Below are 18,738 nucleotides of genomic sequence, written 5' to 3'. Positions count from 1 at the left end.
CCTCTCATTGCTTTTTTTATTGTGGACAAAGCGCTCTTCCTCCTCACCCGCACGAACCAAAATGTAAAGGGTGGTAATACATGGGTCTTATCGTACAAAAATTCGGAGGTACTTCCGTCGGCTCAGTCGAAAAAATTCAAAATGCGGCAAACCGCGCGATTGCAGAAAAACAGAAGGGCCATCAAGTCGTTGTTGTCGTTTCAGCTATGGGAAAATCCACTGACGAATTGGTCGGCCTTGCAAAAGCAATTTCTGACCAGCCGAGCAAACGCGAAATGGATATGCTGCTGGCGACGGGCGAGCAGGTCACCATTTCCCTGCTTTCAATGGCGCTTCAGGAAAAAGGTTATGACGCAGTGTCCTATACTGGCTGGCAGGCGGGAATCCGCACGGAAGCCGTTCACGGAAACGCAAGAATTACAGATATCGACACTTCGGTTTTGGCAGATCAGCTTGAGCAAGGAAAGATTGTCATTGTCGCAGGATTCCAAGGCATGACAGAGGATTGCGAAATCACGACATTGGGCCGGGGCGGTTCAGATACAACAGCAGTTGCTTTGGCTGCCGCATTAAAAGCGGATAAATGTGACATATACACGGACGTGCCTGGAGTGTTTACAACCGATCCGCGCTATGTGAAATCAGCGAGAAAACTTGCCGGCATCTCATACGATGAAATGCTTGAGCTTGCCAATTTAGGCGCCGGCGTTCTTCATCCGAGAGCCGTTGAATTCGCGAAAAATTACCAAGTGCCGTTAGAAGTGCGTTCAAGTACAGAAACAGAAGCGGGAACATTAATTGAGGAGGAATCATCCATGGAGCAAAATTTAATTGTCAGAGGCATTGCGTTTGAAGATCAAATCACAAGGGTAACCATTTACGGGCTGACTGGCGGCTTGACAACCTTGTCTACGATTTTTACAACACTTGCCAAAAGAAACATTAACGTCGATATCATTATCCAAACGCAGGCCGGAGACAATCAGACCGGAATTTCCTTCTCAGTTAAAACAGAAGACGCAGACCAAACCGTTGCGGTGCTTGAAGAGTATAAAGATGCGCTTGAATTCGAGAAAATCGAGACAGAAAGCAAATTGGCTAAAGTATCCATTGTTGGGTCAGGCATGGTGTCAAACCCTGGTGTAGCGGCTGAAATGTTTGCTGTACTGGCGGAAAAAAACATTTTAATCAAAATGGTCAGCACATCTGAAATCAAAGTGTCAACAGTCGTAAGCGAAAATGACATGGTGAAAGCAGTCGAGGCACTGCACGATGCATTTGAGCTTTCAAAACACCCTTCAGCTGTGTCATGACGATCAAAAAGGCGGGACTATGCAGTCACCGCCTTTTTGATTACACTGGGTCTTTCATATCCCATTTCACAGTCAGAACCACTTTATTGGCTCTCTTTTTCACTTGTTCATATGATTCAGCAATCTGGTCATTCATTAATTGAATTTGTTCAGCAATAAAACCAGCTTCAAGCTGAAAGCATGGTTCTTTCTGATGTTTAAGCCGGTTGGAAATAATCGGCCCTTCAAGTTCAAATTCAAGCTCCTGTTTTTTAGCGCTAACGTTGGTAAGGGTTCCCCAGCCTGCTTCTTCAAAGAAGGCCGGAAATTCCTCCCATGATTCAAGAGGAAACTTACGGGCGAGATGTTTCCCTGCCCAATACATCATGGAAGAGTAATCTTGGCCAAGCATATCTGGGAGAACGATCTCTCGTATTAGTTCGTAGGCATAGGCATTCATTTCAATTTCTTTTAGGTTGTCAATAGATGCTTCAAATTTAGACTTCATATCTGTCTCCCCTCTCTCCACGTATATTATAGCCCAAACAGGGGGGAGGATTACAGAATGATCCTGTAATTCTTATGAAAAATTAAACAGAAACATATATTGATAAAATAAAATTTTTGAATCAACTATTCTATTCGGAAAATTATAATTTATGTACGCGTTTTCTTGACGCCCTTTTGAGGGAGGAGTAAAATGAAATTGTCAATAAATCTTAATAAAGTGCTTACAATTGAAAGAAGTGGGGGAAGAGATTTAGCACATTTCGCACTTATCAAACAGGGGGTAAAGTAATGTCTGGGAACAGAGAGTTTTATTTTCGAAGATTGCATTCCTTGCTTGGCGTCATACCGGTCGGCATCTTTCTCATTCAGCATTTAGTCGTCAACCAGTTTGCCGCAAGGGGCGCTGAAGCATTCAATAGTGCTGCTCATTTTATGGATAGTCTGCCTTTCAGGTATGCCTTGGAAATTTTTATTATCTTCTTACCATTAATTTATCATGCAGTTTATGGTGTGTACATAGCGTTTACTGCAAAAAATAACGCAGGCCAATACAGCTATATGAGAAACTGGCTCTTCGTCCTGCAGCGTGTAACCGGTATCATCACCCTCATTTTCGTGAGCTGGCACGTGTGGGAAACCCGTATTGCCGCACAAATGGGCGCTGAGGTCAATTTCGACATGATGGCAAATATTTTAAGCTCTCCGGCTATGCTTGGCTTTTACATTGTCGGTGTTTTATCAACAATTTTCCACTTCTCGAACGGTTTATGGTCTTTCGCTGTTACATGGGGCATCACGGTAACGCCTCGTTCTCAAAGAATTTCGACATACGTTACGCTGATTATTTTTGTTGCACTGTCTTACGTAGGCTTAAAAGCGATTTTTGCATTTGTATAAGAGTACTAGATTACTAGAGGGAGAGGGGCTATCATGAGTCAATCAAGCATTATCGTAGTCGGCGGGGGTCTTGCCGGCCTCATGGCGACAATTAAAGCAGCGGAATCAGGAATGGCGGTTAAGCTGTTTTCCATCGTTCCTGTCAAACGTTCTCATTCGGTTTGTGCACAAGGCGGCATAAACGGAGCGGTCAATACAAAAGGGGAAGGTGACTCTCCGTGGGAACATTTTGATGACACTGTATACGGAGGGGACTTTCTTGCCAACCAACCGCCGGTTAAAGCGATGTGTGAAGCGGCGCCTTCTATCATCCACTTATTAGACCGGATGGGCGTCATGTTTAACCGGACGCCTGAAGGACTGCTTGATTTCCGCCGATTTGGGGGTACACAGCATCACAGAACAGCTTATGCGGGTGCGACGACGGGACAGCAGCTGCTTTACGCACTGGACGAGCAAGTGCGCAGATACGAAGTTGCCGGTCTGGTCACAAAATACGAAGGCTGGGAATTCCTTGGCGCTGTATTAGATGATGACAGAACCTGCCGCGGAATTGTAGCGCAAAACCTGACAAACATGCAAATTGAATCTTTCCGTTCAGACGCTGTCATCATGGCGACGGGCGGACCGGGAATCATTTTTGGAAAATCGACTAACTCCATGATTAATACAGGGTCTGCTGCGTCGATCGTTTATCAGCAGGGAGCGTATTATGCAAACGGAGAATTCATTCAAATCCACCCGACAGCCATACCGGGCGATGACAAACTAAGACTGATGAGTGAATCAGCGCGCGGTGAAGGCGGACGCGTGTGGACATATAAGGACGGTAAACCGTGGTATTTCCTAGAGGAAAAATATCCGGCTTATGGAAACCTGGTGCCGCGTGATATTGCGACACGCGAAATATTTGATGTGTGTGTCAACCAGAAGCTCGGCATTAACGGCGAAAACATGGTGTATCTCGATCTGTCTCATAAAGATCCGAAAGAGCTTGATATCAAACTTGGCGGCATCATTGAGATTTATGAGAAATTCATGGGAGACGACCCGCGGAAGCTTCCGATGAAAATCTTCCCAGCGGTCCATTATTCAATGGGCGGTTTATGGGTGGATTATGATCAAATGACAAACATCCCGGGACTGTTTGCAGCTGGGGAATGTGATTACTCTATGCACGGCGGCAACCGCTTGGGAGCAAACTCCCTGCTCTCCGCGATTTATGGAGGAATGGTGGCCGGACCGAATGCGGTGAAATATGTAAACGGCTTGGAAGCTTCAGCAGAAGACATGTCTTCATCTTTATTCGACGCTCACGTTAAAAAAGAAGAAGAAAAATGGGCTGAGATTATGAGCATGGACGGAACCGAAAATGCCTATGTTCTGCACAAAGAGCTCGGTGAGTGGATGACGGCGAACGTCACAGTTGTCCGCCATAACGACAAGCTATTGAAAACGGATGATAAAATTCAGGAATTGATGGAGCGGTTTAAAAAGATTAACATCAATGACACGACAAAATGGAGCAACCAGGGGGCCATGTTCACACGCCAGTTCTCGAACATGCTTCAGCTTGCAAGGGTGGTTACCCTTGGCGCATACAACCGCAATGAAAGCCGTGGCGCCCATTATAAACCGGATTATCCTGAACGTAATGATGATGAATGGCTCAAAACAACAATGGCTAAACATGTAAGCCCGTATGAAGCGCCGGAATTTGAGTATCAGGATGTCGATGTATCACTGATAACGCCTCGGAAACGGGATTACTCGAAGAAGAAGGTGGCGAAATAATCATGAGTGAACAAAAAACCATACGATTTATTATCACGCGTCAAGATACAGCTGACAGCACGCCTTACGATGAAGAATTTGAAGTTCCATACCGCCCGAACCTGAACGTCATTTCCGCTCTGATGGAAATTCGCCGGAATCCGGTTAACGTTAAAGGTGAAAAGACAACCCCTGTCACGTGGGATATGAACTGTCTTGAAGAAGTATGCGGCGCATGTTCAATGGTTATAAACGGTAAGCCCCGCCAGTCTTGTACGGCACTTATCGACCAGCTTGAACAGCCGATCCGCTTAAAACCAATGAAAACATTTCCGGTCGTGCGTGATTTGCAGGTTGACCGGAGCAGAATGTTTGATTCATTGAAAAAGGTAAAAGCGTGGATACCGATTGACGGTACGTATGATTTAGGACCAGGACCGAGAATGCCGGAAAAACGCCGTCAATGGGCATATGAATTATCAAAATGCATGACGTGCGGCGTCTGCCTCGAAGCCTGCCCGAATGTGAACAGCAAATCGAAGTTCATGGGGCCGGCACCGATGTCTCAGGTCCGCCTGTTTAACGCACATCCGACAGGCGCCATGAATAAATCTGACCGATTAGAAGCACTGATGGATGAAGGCGGCCTTGCAGATTGCGGCAATTCGCAAAACTGCGTTCAATCTTGTCCGAAAGGCATTCCGCTCACTACTTCCATTGCAGCATTGAACAGAGACACAAACTTACAAGCGTTCCGCAATTTCTTCGGAAGCGACAGAGTATAAGAAGAAAAAAACCTCTTCCGCATGGGAGAGGTTTTTTTAACAAAAAGGAGATGAATAAAGATGAAGCTTCCCGCTTATATTGATATGCCGTTCCAAGAATGGAGAACATCCTTTTCTTTTTTTAATGAAGTATACGTGCGATTTTCCGAGACGGACATGTTTGGCCATATGAATAATGTAATCCCTTTCATTTACTTTGAGGAGGCGCGGATTTCTTATTTTAAAAAGCTGAATATGATGAATGAAAACAAACAGACCATGACGGTCGTGGCAAGCCAGCAATGCGATTATTTGCGGCAAGTCATGCCTTATGAAGAGTTGCGCATCTATGTGAAAACAAGCGCCGTCGGCAGCTCATCCCTTACCTTGCACTATCTTGGAGAGAACCGCAAAGGCGAGCCCTGCTTCACTGGGGCAGTTGTGATGGTACAAGTCTCAAAGGAAAGCGGCAGGGCTGTCAGCTGGACGAATGAGGAGAAAAAAACGCTTCTTCATACACCATAAACTAATTCTCTTGTATACGTCACCTCCTGTGCCCTTCTTACATATGATATCTCGACTATATCAAAACCCATTCGTTTCTGATTCGCTCTCACCTTAGCAAGGAGGGTTACAATACTTGAAGGAGAAAGAATTTCAATCGAAGCCGCTGCTAACGAAAAGAGAAAGAGAAGTGTTCGAATTGCTCGTTCAAGATAAGACAACAAAGGAGATTGCAAGCGAGCTATTTATCAGTGAGAAAACCGTTCGAAACCATATTTCAAATGCCATGCAGAAATTGGGTGTGAAAGGGCGTTCGCAAGCCGTTGTTGAGCTTCTTAGAATGGGTGAGCTAGAGCTTTAATCCTTGCCGGTATTCCTTCTCTTCAGGAAGGAGCCGGTTATTGCTGTTTGTTTGGGGCTTTGAAATCGTATTTGGAATGCTAGGCTAAACTTGGATGGCAAGGCATAAAACAAATTTTTCTATTTGATGTTATTTGCCTAAAGCCCTCTATTTCTCTCCAGCGAGTCTTGCATTTTCTTCAAAAAAGAAGGAAAATAGACACGGAACGCTTTTGTGCGTAAGAGATCCTTGAGTGAGGGATGGACAAATGACATCAAAACCTTTGGAGCATGTTGCGGATATTGAAAAGTCACTCCGCCACATTGCTGCGATCATTAAGCAAAAAGGACGAGAAATCCTTAACCAATATGCGATTACGCCGCCGCAATTTGTCGGCCTGCAATGGCTTTATGAATTAGGGGATATGACAATCGGCGAACTATCGGGCAAAATGTATCTGGCATGCAGCACGACAACGGACTTAATCGACCGCATGCAAAAAAATGAGCTTGTCGAGCGGGTCAAGGACCCGGCGGACAGACGTGTTGTCCGGATACATCTGCTGCCTGAAGGAGAACGGATTATCCAAGAGGTCATCGCAAAAAGGCAGGAATATCTGCGTGATATGTTCGAAACGTTTACAGATGAAGAAATAGCCATCTTCGAAAAATCATTGATGAAACTGCAGCATGAAATGAAGAGAAAATGAGGCGATTTTGTTGGAACAACCAATAGGAGTCATTGATTCCGGGGTTGGCGGTTTAACCGTTGCAAAGGAAATCATGAGACAGCTACCAAAAGAAAATATTATCTACGTCGGGGATACGAAACGGTGTCCTTACGGGCCGCGCCCTGAGGAAGAAGTTCTTCAATATACGTGGGAGCTGACGAATTATTTACTCGAAAACCACCACATCAAAATGCTCGTGATCGCCTGCAACACAGCAACAGCGATCGCATTGGAAGACATCCAGCGCAGTGTCGGTATACCTGTGGTCGGAGTGATACAGCCGGGTGCGAGAGCAGCGATAAAAGTGACGGAAAATCAGCATATCGGAGTCATCGGTACAGAGAATACGATTAAGAGCAATGCGTACGAAGAGGCGCTATTGGCATTAAATCCTGATCTGAAGGTTGAGAATCTTGCCTGCCCGCTGCTTGTGCCTTTTGTGGAAAGCGGGAAGTTTCTTGATAAAACAGCAGACGAGATTGTCAAAACATCTCTGTATCCGTTAAAAGACACGGCGATTGATTCGCTGATTTTAGGCTGCACCCACTATCCTATTTTAAAAGAATCCATTCAGAGATATATGGGAGAGCACGTAAACATTATTTCGTCCGGCGATGAAACAGCCCGGGAAGTCAGCACGATTCTCTCCTATAAAGGGCTGCTGAACCAGTCTCCGATTGCCCCGGATCATCAGTTCCTGACAACAGGAGCACGTGACCAGTTTGCAAAAATTGCAGATGACTGGTTTGGCCATGGAGTGGGCCATGTTGAATGCATCTCACTCCAAGAACCAATTAGAAGATAGTTTTGCCCGCAACGGCATGTTGCGGGTTTTTTCTGTTTTGCCGGAATTCTTCGGTCTATTTCCTAATAAGGCTCGTATACATAATAGTACAAACAGCCTTAGGAGGGAAAAGTATGCTGAAAAAAGGACCTGCAGTCATTGGTGCCACTTGTCTCACCTCTGCCTTGCTTTTATCCGGATGCGGTTTGTTTCAATCTGATAAAGCAGCCGAGGAAATTGATCCGCCTCAAGACGTTACATATGTGAACGATGAAGCGGGGACCGATTCAAATACAACAGCAACCGAAAAAACAGAAAGTGAAAAAAACGATACCGCCAAAGCGGATCAAGCCTCATCTACTGTCATGAGGGAGCTTTATCTCATTGATAAAAACGGGTATGTCGTTGCGCAAACACTGCCCCTTCCGAAAAGTGAAGGCACGGCTAAACAGGCGCTTGAATACCTCGTTCAGGGCGGACCTGTGTCAGAAATTCTTCCGAATGGCTTCAGAGCCGTACTGCCGGCTGATACAACTGTTAACGTTGACATCAAAAAAGATGGGACAGCAATAGCTGATTTCTCTAATGAATTTAAAAATTATAAGAAGGAAGACGAACAGAAAATTGTTCAATCTGTGACATGGACGCTTACGCAATTCAGTTCGATAGATAAAGTGAAGCTGAGAATAAACGGCCATGAACTGAAGGAGATGCCTGTAGGCGGCACGCCGATCTCAGATGATTTAAGCCGAAAAGACGGAATTAACATGGAAACATCTGGCGTGAATGATCTCACTGCAACACATCCGCTCACAGTTTATTATTTGGCGGAAAACGAAGACAGTGAGTACTACGTGCCGGTGACGAAACGGATCGACAATTCGGAAAAAGACAACATCACAGCAGCGATCAATGAATTGGCTAAAGGCCCAAGCAAGGTGAGCGGGCTGTTAACGGATTTCAGTGAAGACGTGAAGCTTGTCAGCAAACCGAAAATCAAAGATGGACGTGTGACGTTAGATTTCAATCAATCTATATTCGGCAGCGCCGATGAAAAGACGAAAATGATTTCTTCAGAAGTGCTGAACAGCATTGTACTGACATTAACGGAGCAGCCGGATGTAAAAAGTGTCTCAGTTAAAGTAAACGGGAAATCAGAGCTTGTAAATGAAAAAGGCGAAAAGCTCACAGAACCGGTCTCCAGACCTTCTCAAGTGAATACGGGTAGTTTTTAAATTGGGATTTTTGATATACTAGTAAGAAAGAGGTTAGCGTTCCGGCTGCCTCTTTCTTTATTCAATTCCGGGACAAAAATGGTTTATGTACATACAATCGGAGGTAAAACATGAGACATGACGGAAGACAACATGATGAGCTGCGTCCAATCACATTCGATTTGGATTTTATCAGCCATCCGGAAGGTTCTGTTCTAATAACAGCGGGAAATACAAAAGTAATCTGCAACGCGTCTGTTGAGGACCGCGTGCCGCCGTTTTTGCGAGGCGGAGGAAAAGGCTGGATTACAGCTGAATACAGCATGCTGCCGCGGGCAACAAACCAAAGAACAATCAGAGAATCTTCTAAAGGGAAAATTTCCGGCAGAACAATGGAGATTCAACGCTTGATCGGCCGCGCGCTTCGGGCAGTTGTAGATTTAGAAAAGCTCGGTGAACGTACCATTTGGATTGACTGTGATGTCATTCAGGCCGATGGCGGGACAAGAACCGCTTCCATTACAGGTGCATTTCTTGCTATGGCGATTGCGATTGGCAAGCTGATCAAAGCGGGAACGATCAAGACAAATCCGATCACTGATTTTCTTGCTGCGATCTCTGTCGGAATTGATAAGGAGCAGGGAATTTTGTTAGATTTAAATTATGAAGAAGATTCCTCTGCTGAGGTTGACATGAATGTCATTATGACTGGCAACGGCCGTTTTGTAGAGCTGCAGGGAACCGGGGAAGAGGCGACTTTTTCAAGGGAGGATCTGAACGGTCTTCTTGGTCTTGCTGAAAAAGGCATTCAGGAACTGATTGACAAGCAAAAAGAAGTGCTGGGTGATTCTCTGCCAGAACTGAAATAAAGACAGAAAGGCTTGATCATCATGAAAGAAGCAATTATTGCGACACATAATCCGGGAAAAGTGAAGGAATTTAAAGAAATCCTTGAGCCAAAAGGCTATGATGTCAAATCTTTAGCTGAAATTGGATTCACAGAAGAAATTGAGGAAACAGGCCATACGTTTGAAGAAAATGCCATTCTGAAAGCAGAAGTTGTTGCCAAAGCAGTGAACAAAATGGTGATTGCAGACGACTCCGGCCTGTCCATCGATAATCTCGGGGGCAGACCCGGCGTTTATTCCGCCCGCTATGCAGGGGAACAGAAAGATGACCAGGCAAATATCGATAAAGTGCTTAGCGAGCTGAAAGGAATTGAAAAAGAACAGCGCACGGCCCGTTTCCGCTGCGCACTGGCTGTGAGTATCCCCGGTGAGGAAACAAAAACAGTCGAAGGCCATGTTGAAGGGTATATTGCTGAAGAGCCGAGAGGAGAATACGGCTTTGGCTATGACCCCATCTTTATCGTGAAGGATAAAGATAAGACAATGGCCGAACTGACAAGTGATGAAAAAAATAAAATCAGCCATAGGGCTGACGCGCTTAAAAAGCTGTCTAAGCTTTTGGAGGCATAAGGAGGAAGCTTGTACATGAACGTGCTGATTATCAGTGACAGCCATGGGCTTGAAGAAGAACTCCAAACCATCGCGAAACGACATGAAGCAGAAGTTGATCTCATGATTCATTGCGGAGACTCTGAGCTTGAAACCGGGCATCCGGCATTGGATCCTTATGCGGTTGTAAAAGGCAATTGCGATTTTACCGGCGACTTTAAGGACGAGCTTATTCTGACTGCCGGTTCAAAAAAAATACTGGTCACGCACGGCCACCTTCACGGTATAAAACAGACCTTGTTAAACGTATACTATCGTGCAGAGGAGCTCGGAGCGGATATCATCTGTTTCGGGCATTCGCACATCGCAGGAAGCGAAGTGTTGCGTGGGAAACTGATGATTAATCCAGGCAGCATCCGGCTTCCGAGGGTGCGCAGGACAGAAAGCTATGCTATACTAACATTAGAAAATGATGCCGCGACAGTACGTTTTTACGACCAAACAGGCCATGAAATTAAGGATCTGCAAAACCAGGTCACACTATAAAAAAGTCATGAGGAAGAAATTTTTCTTCCTCATGAAAAAAATTCTAAAAAACCGTTGACTTATTGTTGCATCCCATATATAATAAATCTTGTCGCTGATAGTTAAAGTGAAAAACAAAAAACGAAACATGTCCCAGTAGCTCAGCTGGATAGAGCAACGGCCTTCTAAGCCGTCGGTCGGGAGTTCGAATCTCTCCTGGGACGTATTTAAATCGGGTGCTAAAACCCGTCAAATCAACCTTCTATATCGTATAGTGAAACGGTCAGTATAACGGTCACGTAAGAAATTACACCTGTTATTGGCTTATATCACTTTCGATATAGGAGGTTTTTTGTTGTGACAAAAAGAAAAGGATTATTAGATGTTGATTCGGATGTAAAGGGATTATTAAATGGATTGACCATAACTAGTTCCACAGCTTCAAAAGAAAAAATAAAACAGTTTGAGGTCTTGGATGACTCAATGTTGATTTCTGATGCTCTCGAAACCAACACTAGGCAAATGAAGGTGAGTGGGAATAGAAGCCGTACAACAAGCGATTATGTCCTCCATGTAGAGCATTTTCAGAGTATAACAATTGAGGCTCTTCTTTTTATCGATCAAATCTGATGTCGTAGCCTCGATATTTAAACAATAACTAATAAAACTCGTCTTTTATTCACTTGGTTAAAGAATGAACCTAAACTAAGGAGCAGATAGAAAAAAGAGCGATACATCTTCTTTCCTAATTTTTGCATGATTATAGTATAATGGACACAAACAACCTTTTAGGAAAACGGTGATAACAATGAGTGGCAACTTTTCATTTTTTCAAGGGAAATGGGATGTACTTGCTAACTTGGGAGAGACAGCTGAGAGAAATGTATATCATGACCCCCATACAACAGTAATGAAACTGCGATTGTTCGCTGAAACACTAACTAAATTTATTCTTGCCGCTGAAAATATTAAAGAGGCATATGGTACAACGCAAGTGGATCGCATTAACACTTTGCGTCGGGAAAGGTTACTTGAGCCTGAATTAATTGATATATTAGAGGCTCTTCGTCGCAAAGGGAATGTAGCGATGCATGAAGCGGATTATGGAAAAGTAGAAGAAGCAAAGGCTTTGTTGCAATTAACGTTCCGCTTGTCCATTTGGTTCATGGAGGTATATGGTGATTGGGATTTTCAAGCACCAGAGTATACAGAACTTCAAGAACAAGTAGAACAGAGTACAGAAACACTTCAGCGAGAATATGAGGAGAAAGTCAAAAAGCTTGAAGAAGAATTAGAGGCAATTCGTCGACAGGCGGAAGTGGAACAAGAAGAGGTGAAAATCGAACGTAAAAAGATATCCAAAAACTTTATGCGTCGACAGCAATTAACTGAAGCTGAAACACGTACGATTATTGATGGAAAACTACGTGCTGTTGGGTGGGAAGTAGACACAACTGTACTAAATCATCAAAAGAACGGAACGCTGCCAGAGAAAAATCGAAACATGGCAATTGCAGAATGGAAGGTCAATGGCGGCAGGGTTGACTATGCGTTGTTTATTGGCTTAAAGCTTGTTGGCTTTATTGAAGCTAAGGCAAAAAAGAAAACGATTCCTGGCGCATTAGAAAGTCAAACAAAAGTGTATGCAAAAAATGTGACACAAGTCGAAGATGAAGTCATCATACCTACAACAGGTGAATATAAAGTGCCGTTTTTATACGCAACGAACGGCCGACCATACTTGAGACAACTTCAAGAAGAGTCGGGCATCTGGTTTTGGGATTCACGTAAACCGTTAGAACATGCTCGCCCATTAGAAGGCTGGCATTCACCTGATGACTTGCAGCTTCTTCTTAGTCAAGATGATAAGGATGCAAATAAACGCTTAGAAGAAGAGGATATTACGAAGTTTGGTTTGCGTCATTATCAGCAAAGAGCGGTACTTTCCGCTGAAGAGGGATTAAAAGAAGGGCAACGAAGAATGCTTATTGCAATGGCAACGGGAACTGGGAAAACTCGTACTGCTATCGCCCTCATGTATCGCTTAATTAAGTCCAAAAAATGTCGTCGTATTCTTTTCCTTGTAGACCGTAATTCGTTAGGAAAACAGACAGAGGATGCACTTAAGGATACAAAAATTGAAGGCTACTCATTTGCTGATATATACGATGTAAAGTCTTTAGAAGACATGTCTCCAGAAGTTGAAACGAAGGTGCAAATTGCGACGGTGCAGGGAATGGTTAGAAGACTTTTCTATAGCGATAACGAGAAGCTTCCAAGTGTCGGGCAGTATGATTTCATCATTGTAGATGAAGCACATCGTGGCTATACAAGTGACAAAGAAATGTCAGAGGAAGAATTGGAATTCCGTGACCAAAATGATTATATTAGCCAATATCGACGTGTAATTGATTATTTTGATGCGGCATGTTTAGGACTTACTGCAACACCAGCTCTTCATACAACAGAGATTTTTGGTATGCCTATTTTTAAGTATTCTTATAGTGAAGCGGTTCTGGATGGCTACTTAGTTGACCATGAACCACCATATCTGTTTAAGACAGAACTTTCACAAGTCGGCATTACTCTTGAAAAAGACGAAGAAGTTGAAGTGTATGATGTTGATAAAGGCGAGATTCAACTAGAAAAAATGGAAGATACCATTCATTTTGAGGTTGAACAGTTTAATAAACGGGTAATTACTGAACCTTTTAATCGGGCGGTTCTAAACAAACTGGTTGAATACATTGATCCGACAGGAAAAGAGAAAACTCTTATCTTTGCAGCAACTGACCAACACGCAGATTTAGTTGTTCGGTTATTAAAGGAAGCCTTTAAAGAACGTGGCGATGAAATTGAAGATGATGCTATTATGAAAATTACTGGCTATATCTATAAGCCATTAGATGCCATTAAAAGGTTTAAGAACGAGCGGCTGCCAAATGTCGTTGTAACGGTTGATTTACTCACCACAGGCATTGACGTTCCTCCGATAACAAATCTAGTATTCTTACGGCGTATACAGTCTCGTATTCTTTATGACCAAATGCTTGGACGTGCAACCCGTCTTTGTCCCGACATTGGAAAAACACACTTTAACATTTACGATGCAGTGGGCATCTACGATAAATTGCAAAGCTATACGGAGATGAAACCTGTTGTAAAGAAACAAAATTACAGTATCGGTGAACTATATGAATCACTTGCCAATGCTACTGCAGAAGATGAAGCTTCGTTTTATCGTGACCAATTGGCAGCGAAAATTCAGCGTCGCAAGCAAAGGCTGAATGAAGAAGGAAAACAAAAGTTTGAAGAATTGTCGAATGGAAAAAATGTGGATGAGTGGGCGAAAGAAATTCAAACGTATACGCCACAAGAAGCAAAACAGCACAACATGTTATTTGAATATATGGAAGCCTATCGGGTAAAAGGCGAGAAACGATATATCTCCAACAAAGAGGATGAAGTAACAGATGTGGTTCGGGGATACGGTGAAGGAAACAAGAGACCAGAAGATTATTTAGAAGGTTTCGTTCGTTTTATCCAAGAAAATATTAATGAAATTCCCGCTCTTCATCTTATTTGCACACGCCCGAAAGATTTAACAAGGCAGGATTTACGAGAACTTATTACCATTCTAGAAACGAAAGGCTTTAAGCAATCTCATTTGCAAACAGCTTGGAAGCAGACAAAAAATGAAGACATTGCAGCAGACATTATTAGCTTTATTCGCCAAGCTGCATTAGGTGAAGCACTAGTTGCCCATGAAGCACGTATTAAACAAGCGATGCAAAAAGTGTATTCACTGCATGATTGGACTCCAAGACAGAAGAAATGGTTAGAGAGAATAGAAAAGCAATTACTTAAAGTGCCTGTATTAGCACCAACTGCAGAAGAGGCATTCTCGGAAGAACCATTTAAAACTTCGGGCGGCTATAAATTGCTGAAGCGGGAGTTCGGTGACTATATTGATACGGTTGTTACCACTATAAATGAGAACCTTTATATTAGTTAACAATGTGCCTCTTCATAGGGGCATTTTTTAAGTTATAATAGATAAGTTACTTTATCTTTGATTTTCACTTTAATGAGGTTTGAATGAGAATCCAAAATTAAAATATACACGGAGTTAGCAGGAGGCTGAAAAATGAACAACCAAGAAATCGTTCAAAAACTATGGAATTTATGTAATGTGTTACGTGATGATGGGATTACCTATCAGCAATATGTAACAGAGTTAACCTACTTATTATTCCTCAAAATGATGAAGGAGCAGGAAACAGAAGGTGTGATTCCAGAAGGATATCGTTGGGATGATTTGTTAGATAAAGAAGGTTTGGAATTAAAGACATTTTATCAGCGATTGTTACTTGAATTAGGAAACAGTGAAAATGAGCGGCTGCGTCTAATATACAGTGATGCTTCTACAAGTATTGCTGAGCCGAAAAACTTAGAGAAAATTATCAAATCAATTGATGCTCTTGATTGGTACAATGCGAAAGAAGAAGGACTGGGCAATCTTTATGAGGGATTGTTAGAGAAGAATGCCAGTGAAAAGAAATCAGGAGCGGGGCAATACTTTACACCTCGTGTATTAATTGATGTGATGGTTCAATTAATTGACCCGAAAATTGGTGAGCGGTGTGCTGACCCTGCAGCTGGAACATTCGGTTTCATGATTGCTGCAGACCAATATTTAAAGAATCAAACAGATGACTACTATGATATAGAGCCGCAAGAAGCTGAGTTCCAAAAGAAAGAAGCTTTCACTGGAATGGAACTTGTTAAGGACACACATCGTCTGGCACTCATGAATGCTTTGCTTCATAATATCGAAGGACGGTTGGAACAAGGCGATACTTTGTCGGGGAACGGGAAATGGATGAAAAATTTAGATGTCATTTTAACGAATCCTCCATTTGGTACAAAAAAAGGTGGCGAACGTGTTTCTCGTGATGATTTAACGTTTGAAACATCTAACAAGCAGTTAAATTTCTTGCAGTTGATTTATAACGCCTTGAAAGATGATGGAAATGCAAGAGCGGCGGTTGTATTGCCTGATAATGTGTTGTTCGAAAGCGGCATAGGTTCACAAATACGTCGTGATTTAATGAATAAATGTAACTTACACACGATTTTACGATTACCAACAGGGATTTTTTATGCTCAAGGTGTAAAAACAAATGTATTGTTCTTCACAAGGGGAACAACAGATCAAGATAACACGAAAGATGTTTGGGTATATGACCTTCGTACAAATATGACTTCATTTGGAAAACGTAATCAACTAACAATGGATCATTTTGAAAATTTCATGAGAGCATATGTGGCAGAAGATCGTTCTAAAGTTGGAGATGAACGTTGGAACAAGTTTACACGTGAAGAAATTGCGAAAAAAGATGATAGTTTAGATATTGGATTGATTGCAGATGAGTCATTATCTCCATATGAAAACTTACCAAACCCTATTGAATCAGCAGAAGAAGCGGTTGCGAAACTTCAACAAGCAATGGATTTATTAAATGAAGTAGTTGAGGAATTACGTGCTGTTGAAGAGGATAAGGTGGTCAGAAAATGAGTAAGAAAAAGAAGACTATTGAGGAATTGTTAGAAGAGGCATTATTACCAGAGGAAGAGCAACCTTATGAAGTGCCAGAGAATTGGATATGGGTAAAGTTTGATAGTGTAATAAAAACAAGCAGTAATAGGGCAAGTGCTATTAAACAAAAGGATTATGAAGAACAAGGGAGAATACCTGTAATTGACCAAGGAATGCAGTTGATTTCTGGATATACTAATAATCAAGAAAATGAATATACAGGTGAATTACCAGTTATCGTTTTTGGTGACCATACAAGATTTCTAAAATGGATAGATTTTAGTTTTGCTCAAGGAGCAGATGGTACAAAATTGTTAAAACCTTTAAAACATTTTTATCCAAAGTACTTTTACTACCTATTAAAAATAATTAATTTACCAAACAAAGGGTATAGCAGACATTTTAAGTACCTTAGGGCAAGTGTATTACCAATTCCACCTTTAAATGAACAAAAAAGAATTGTTGAGAAAGTGGAGCGGCTTTTAGATAAAATTGAAGAAGCTAAGCAGTTGATTGAGGAAGCGAAGGAAACGTTTGAACTTCGTCGGGCGGCTATTTTAGATAAGGCGTTTCGTGGGGAATTAGGGACAAACGATGAAACTGAAGAAAGTATGACTGACGTAGTTGGAATTAATAAGGTAATTTCAACAGGTGAGGCTTTGTTTAAAATACCAGATAATTGGATAGTTGCTTCTTTTAATTCAGTAATAAGTATTTCTTCGGGAAATGCTTTGACAAAAAAGAATATGAATGAAAACGGAAATATTCCTGTTTTTGGAGGAAATGGAGTAACAGGTATGCATGATGAGAGCAATGTGGATGATGAAACCATTGTTGTTGGAAGAGTAGGATTTTATTGCGGGAGTGTGCATAAGACTCCAAAAAGTGCTTGGGTGACAGATAATGCTTTTAAAGTTTCCTTTTCAGAGAATATTTTTGATAAAATGTATCTGTATTGGCATTTGAAAAATCTCAATCTAAATAGATTTAGTAATTCATCTGCTCAACCAGTAATATCGGGAAAAACACTAAAGCCAGTGCAAGTATTAATACCGCCGTTAAAAGAACAAAGAAGAATCGCTAATAAAGTAGAGGTTCTTATTAATAAATTGAAAGCTCAACAACAATTAATTCAAACTACTATAGAAAACACAGAAAGAGTAAATCAATCTATTCTTTCTCAAGCGTTTCGTGGTGAACTTGGAACAAACGACCCAAGTGAAGAAAAAGCGATTGAATTGCTGAAAGAGGTACTACAGGAACAAGTGAAATAGTTGTAAAAAGGCATCCAAATTAGTTGGATGCTTTTTTGGACTGCACATATGGCATTTTGGATGGTGTTTAGAGGTCTGATGATGTGTTGTGTTTAGGGCGAATATAATGGTATTTGTAAACATACGGTGGAGTTGGTTGGTTTGTGTCTTGGTTTAATACAGAAACCACTCTCATTCACGAACTGGCATTTAGTAAATTTCCGATACGACTCAAATAATAAGTACGATTTAGTGTGGTAAAGTGATAAATCAGATAGTGGTAAACTGATGTTGTTCGATAAAGATAATTGATTACAGAGGCGTATCCTGCTAAGTAATATCAAAAAGCAGATATCTCTGTTTTTAACAGGCTATATGTAAAACTAGAGCGTGCTTTAAGTTTACAAGTGATAGGTATTAATGGATTGTAAATCTAAAGTGTATATTATAAATGATTTACAAAATGTAAACAAAGTCTTTGGACTTAGATTTACAATATGCTATCTTTGATTCATCAGCTAAGTACGGAAGGAACGAAGAACATGAACATAGCATATATCAGAGTGTCAACAGTTGAACAGAATGAAGCGAGACAAGTCGAAGCGATGAAGCAGTACCAAATAGATAAGGTGTATCAAGAAAAGGTATCAGCAAAAAACACAGACCGACCAAAGTTGCAGGAGATGTTAGACTTTGCAAGAGAAGGGGATACAATCTATGTTGCAGACTTCTCAAGATTAGCACGCTCCACAAAAGACTTATTAGAACTAGTCGAGCTATTAGAATCAAAAGGGGTTCAACTATCAATCAAAGAGAATATTTACACTTCAACGGCAACAGGCAGGCTAATGCTAAAGATGATAAGTGCTATTAACGATTTTGAACGTGAAAATATGCTTGAAAGCAGCGTGAAGGAATAGCAATTGCTAAAGCAGAAGGAAAGTACAAAGGACGAAAAGAAGTATCAATCCCAGATTTCGATAAGCATTATAAACGGTATATGAACAGAGAAGTATCTAAGACTCAACTTGCTAAAGAACTAGGAGTTTCAAGACCAACTCTTGATAAGTTAATCAAAGAGTATCAACAAGTGAGT

18 protein-coding genes and 1 tRNA gene are annotated in these 18,738 nt (G+C 41.8%); 18 read left to right on the top strand and 1 reads right to left on the bottom strand.

The features are described 5' to 3' along the window. The first annotated feature begins 80 nt into the window (after nucleotides 1-80). Complete coding sequence (locus M0696_RS14260) at nucleotides 81-1,313, top strand: aspartate kinase (protein ID WP_166849913.1); 1,233 nt, start codon at nucleotides 81-83, stop codon at nucleotides 1,311-1,313. Between the two features lie 40 nt (nucleotides 1,314-1,353). Here the strand turns inward: M0696_RS14260 and M0696_RS14255 are convergent, their stop codons facing one another. Further along, nucleotides 1,354-1,800: a YslB family protein gene (locus M0696_RS14255; RefSeq protein WP_048654943.1), complete on the bottom strand. Its 447-nt coding sequence runs from the start codon at nucleotides 1,798-1,800 to the stop codon at nucleotides 1,354-1,356. 290 nt (nucleotides 1,801-2,090) lie between these two features. Between M0696_RS14255 and sdhC the strand changes: the two genes are divergently transcribed. The 17 genes from sdhC to M0696_RS14170 all read left to right on the top strand — a co-directional run bounded on the left by sdhC (nucleotide 2,091) and on the right by M0696_RS14170 (nucleotide 18,562). Beyond that, on the top strand, nucleotides 2,091-2,699 hold the full coding sequence (gene sdhC / locus M0696_RS14250; protein ID WP_003222512.1) for a succinate dehydrogenase cytochrome B558: 609 nt from the start codon (nucleotides 2,091-2,093) through the stop codon (nucleotides 2,697-2,699). A 33-nt stretch (nucleotides 2,700-2,732) separates the two neighbouring features. After that, a complete protein-coding gene (gene sdhA / locus M0696_RS14245; protein ID WP_166849915.1) occupies nucleotides 2,733-4,493 on the top strand; it encodes a succinate dehydrogenase flavoprotein subunit in 1,761 nt (586 codons plus the stop codon). Between the two features lie 2 nt (nucleotides 4,494-4,495). Next, complete coding sequence (gene sdhB, locus M0696_RS14240) at nucleotides 4,496-5,257, top strand: succinate dehydrogenase iron-sulfur subunit (RefSeq protein WP_003222517.1); 762 nt, start codon at nucleotides 4,496-4,498, stop codon at nucleotides 5,255-5,257. Nucleotides 5,258-5,317: 60 nt separating this feature from the next. Then, the gene (locus tag M0696_RS14235; protein WP_222143297.1) at nucleotides 5,318-5,761 is read left to right on the top strand and encodes an acyl-CoA thioesterase; all 444 of its coding nucleotides are present in this window, start codon (nucleotides 5,318-5,320) and stop codon (nucleotides 5,759-5,761) included. Between the two features lie 115 nt (nucleotides 5,762-5,876). Next, nucleotides 5,877-6,101 (top strand): spore germination transcription factor GerE, encoded by a 225-nt coding sequence (gene gerE, locus M0696_RS14230; protein WP_003184172.1) that lies wholly within the window; start codon nucleotides 5,877-5,879, stop codon nucleotides 6,099-6,101. A gap of 247 nt (nucleotides 6,102-6,348) precedes the next feature. Then, the gene (locus M0696_RS14225; RefSeq protein WP_166849920.1) at nucleotides 6,349-6,789 is read left to right on the top strand and encodes a MarR family winged helix-turn-helix transcriptional regulator; all 441 of its coding nucleotides are present in this window, start codon (nucleotides 6,349-6,351) and stop codon (nucleotides 6,787-6,789) included. Between the two features lie 7 nt (nucleotides 6,790-6,796). After that, a complete protein-coding gene (racE, locus tag M0696_RS14220; protein WP_222143296.1) occupies nucleotides 6,797-7,615 on the top strand; it encodes a glutamate racemase in 819 nt (272 codons plus the stop codon). Nucleotides 7,616-7,728: 113 nt separating this feature from the next. Next, nucleotides 7,729-8,829: a spore germination protein GerM gene (gene gerM / locus M0696_RS14215; RefSeq protein WP_222143295.1), complete on the top strand. Its 1,101-nt coding sequence runs from the start codon at nucleotides 7,729-7,731 to the stop codon at nucleotides 8,827-8,829. A 110-nt stretch (nucleotides 8,830-8,939) separates the two neighbouring features. After that, on the top strand, nucleotides 8,940-9,677 hold the full coding sequence (gene rph / locus M0696_RS14210) for a ribonuclease PH (RefSeq protein WP_222143294.1): 738 nt from the start codon (nucleotides 8,940-8,942) through the stop codon (nucleotides 9,675-9,677). Nucleotides 9,678-9,689: 12 nt separating this feature from the next. Then, nucleotides 9,690-10,286 (top strand): XTP/dITP diphosphatase, encoded by a 597-nt coding sequence (locus M0696_RS14205; protein ID WP_248602082.1) that lies wholly within the window; start codon nucleotides 9,690-9,692, stop codon nucleotides 10,284-10,286. Between the two features lie 15 nt (nucleotides 10,287-10,301). Next, nucleotides 10,302-10,811, top strand: a complete 510-nt coding sequence (locus M0696_RS14200) for a metallophosphoesterase (protein WP_166849930.1) — start codon at nucleotides 10,302-10,304, stop codon at nucleotides 10,809-10,811. A 129-nt stretch (nucleotides 10,812-10,940) separates the two neighbouring features. Next, nucleotides 10,941-11,014, top strand: a tRNA-Arg gene (locus M0696_RS14195). 133 nt (nucleotides 11,015-11,147) lie between these two features. Next, complete coding sequence (locus tag M0696_RS14190; protein WP_222143293.1) at nucleotides 11,148-11,420, top strand: hypothetical protein; 273 nt, start codon at nucleotides 11,148-11,150, stop codon at nucleotides 11,418-11,420. Nucleotides 11,421-11,598: 178 nt separating this feature from the next. After that, nucleotides 11,599-14,805, top strand: a complete 3,207-nt coding sequence (hsdR, locus tag M0696_RS14185; RefSeq protein ID WP_222143292.1) for a type I restriction-modification system endonuclease — start codon at nucleotides 11,599-11,601, stop codon at nucleotides 14,803-14,805. A 132-nt stretch (nucleotides 14,806-14,937) separates the two neighbouring features. Then, nucleotides 14,938-16,368: a class I SAM-dependent DNA methyltransferase gene (locus M0696_RS14180; protein WP_222143291.1), complete on the top strand. Its 1,431-nt coding sequence runs from the start codon at nucleotides 14,938-14,940 to the stop codon at nucleotides 16,366-16,368. Further along, entirely contained in the window at nucleotides 16,365-17,663 is a 1,299-nt protein-coding gene (locus M0696_RS14175) for a restriction endonuclease subunit S (protein ID WP_222143290.1), read from the top strand. The genes M0696_RS14180 and M0696_RS14175 overlap by 4 nt, the downstream gene beginning before the upstream one ends. A 521-nt stretch (nucleotides 17,664-18,184) precedes the next feature. Beyond that, nucleotides 18,185-18,562, top strand: a complete 378-nt coding sequence (locus M0696_RS14170) for a recombinase family protein (protein WP_248602081.1) — start codon at nucleotides 18,185-18,187, stop codon at nucleotides 18,560-18,562. The last annotated feature ends 176 nt before the right edge of the window (nucleotides 18,563-18,738 follow it).

Origin of the sequence: Bacillus rugosus (assembly GCF_023238245.1) — a bacterium.
Taxonomy (GTDB): Bacteria; Bacillota; Bacilli; order Bacillales; family Bacillaceae; genus Bacillus; species Bacillus rugosus.
The sequence above is the reverse complement of the archived record's forward strand: the minus strand, read 5'-3'. Positions and strand labels throughout refer to the sequence as shown.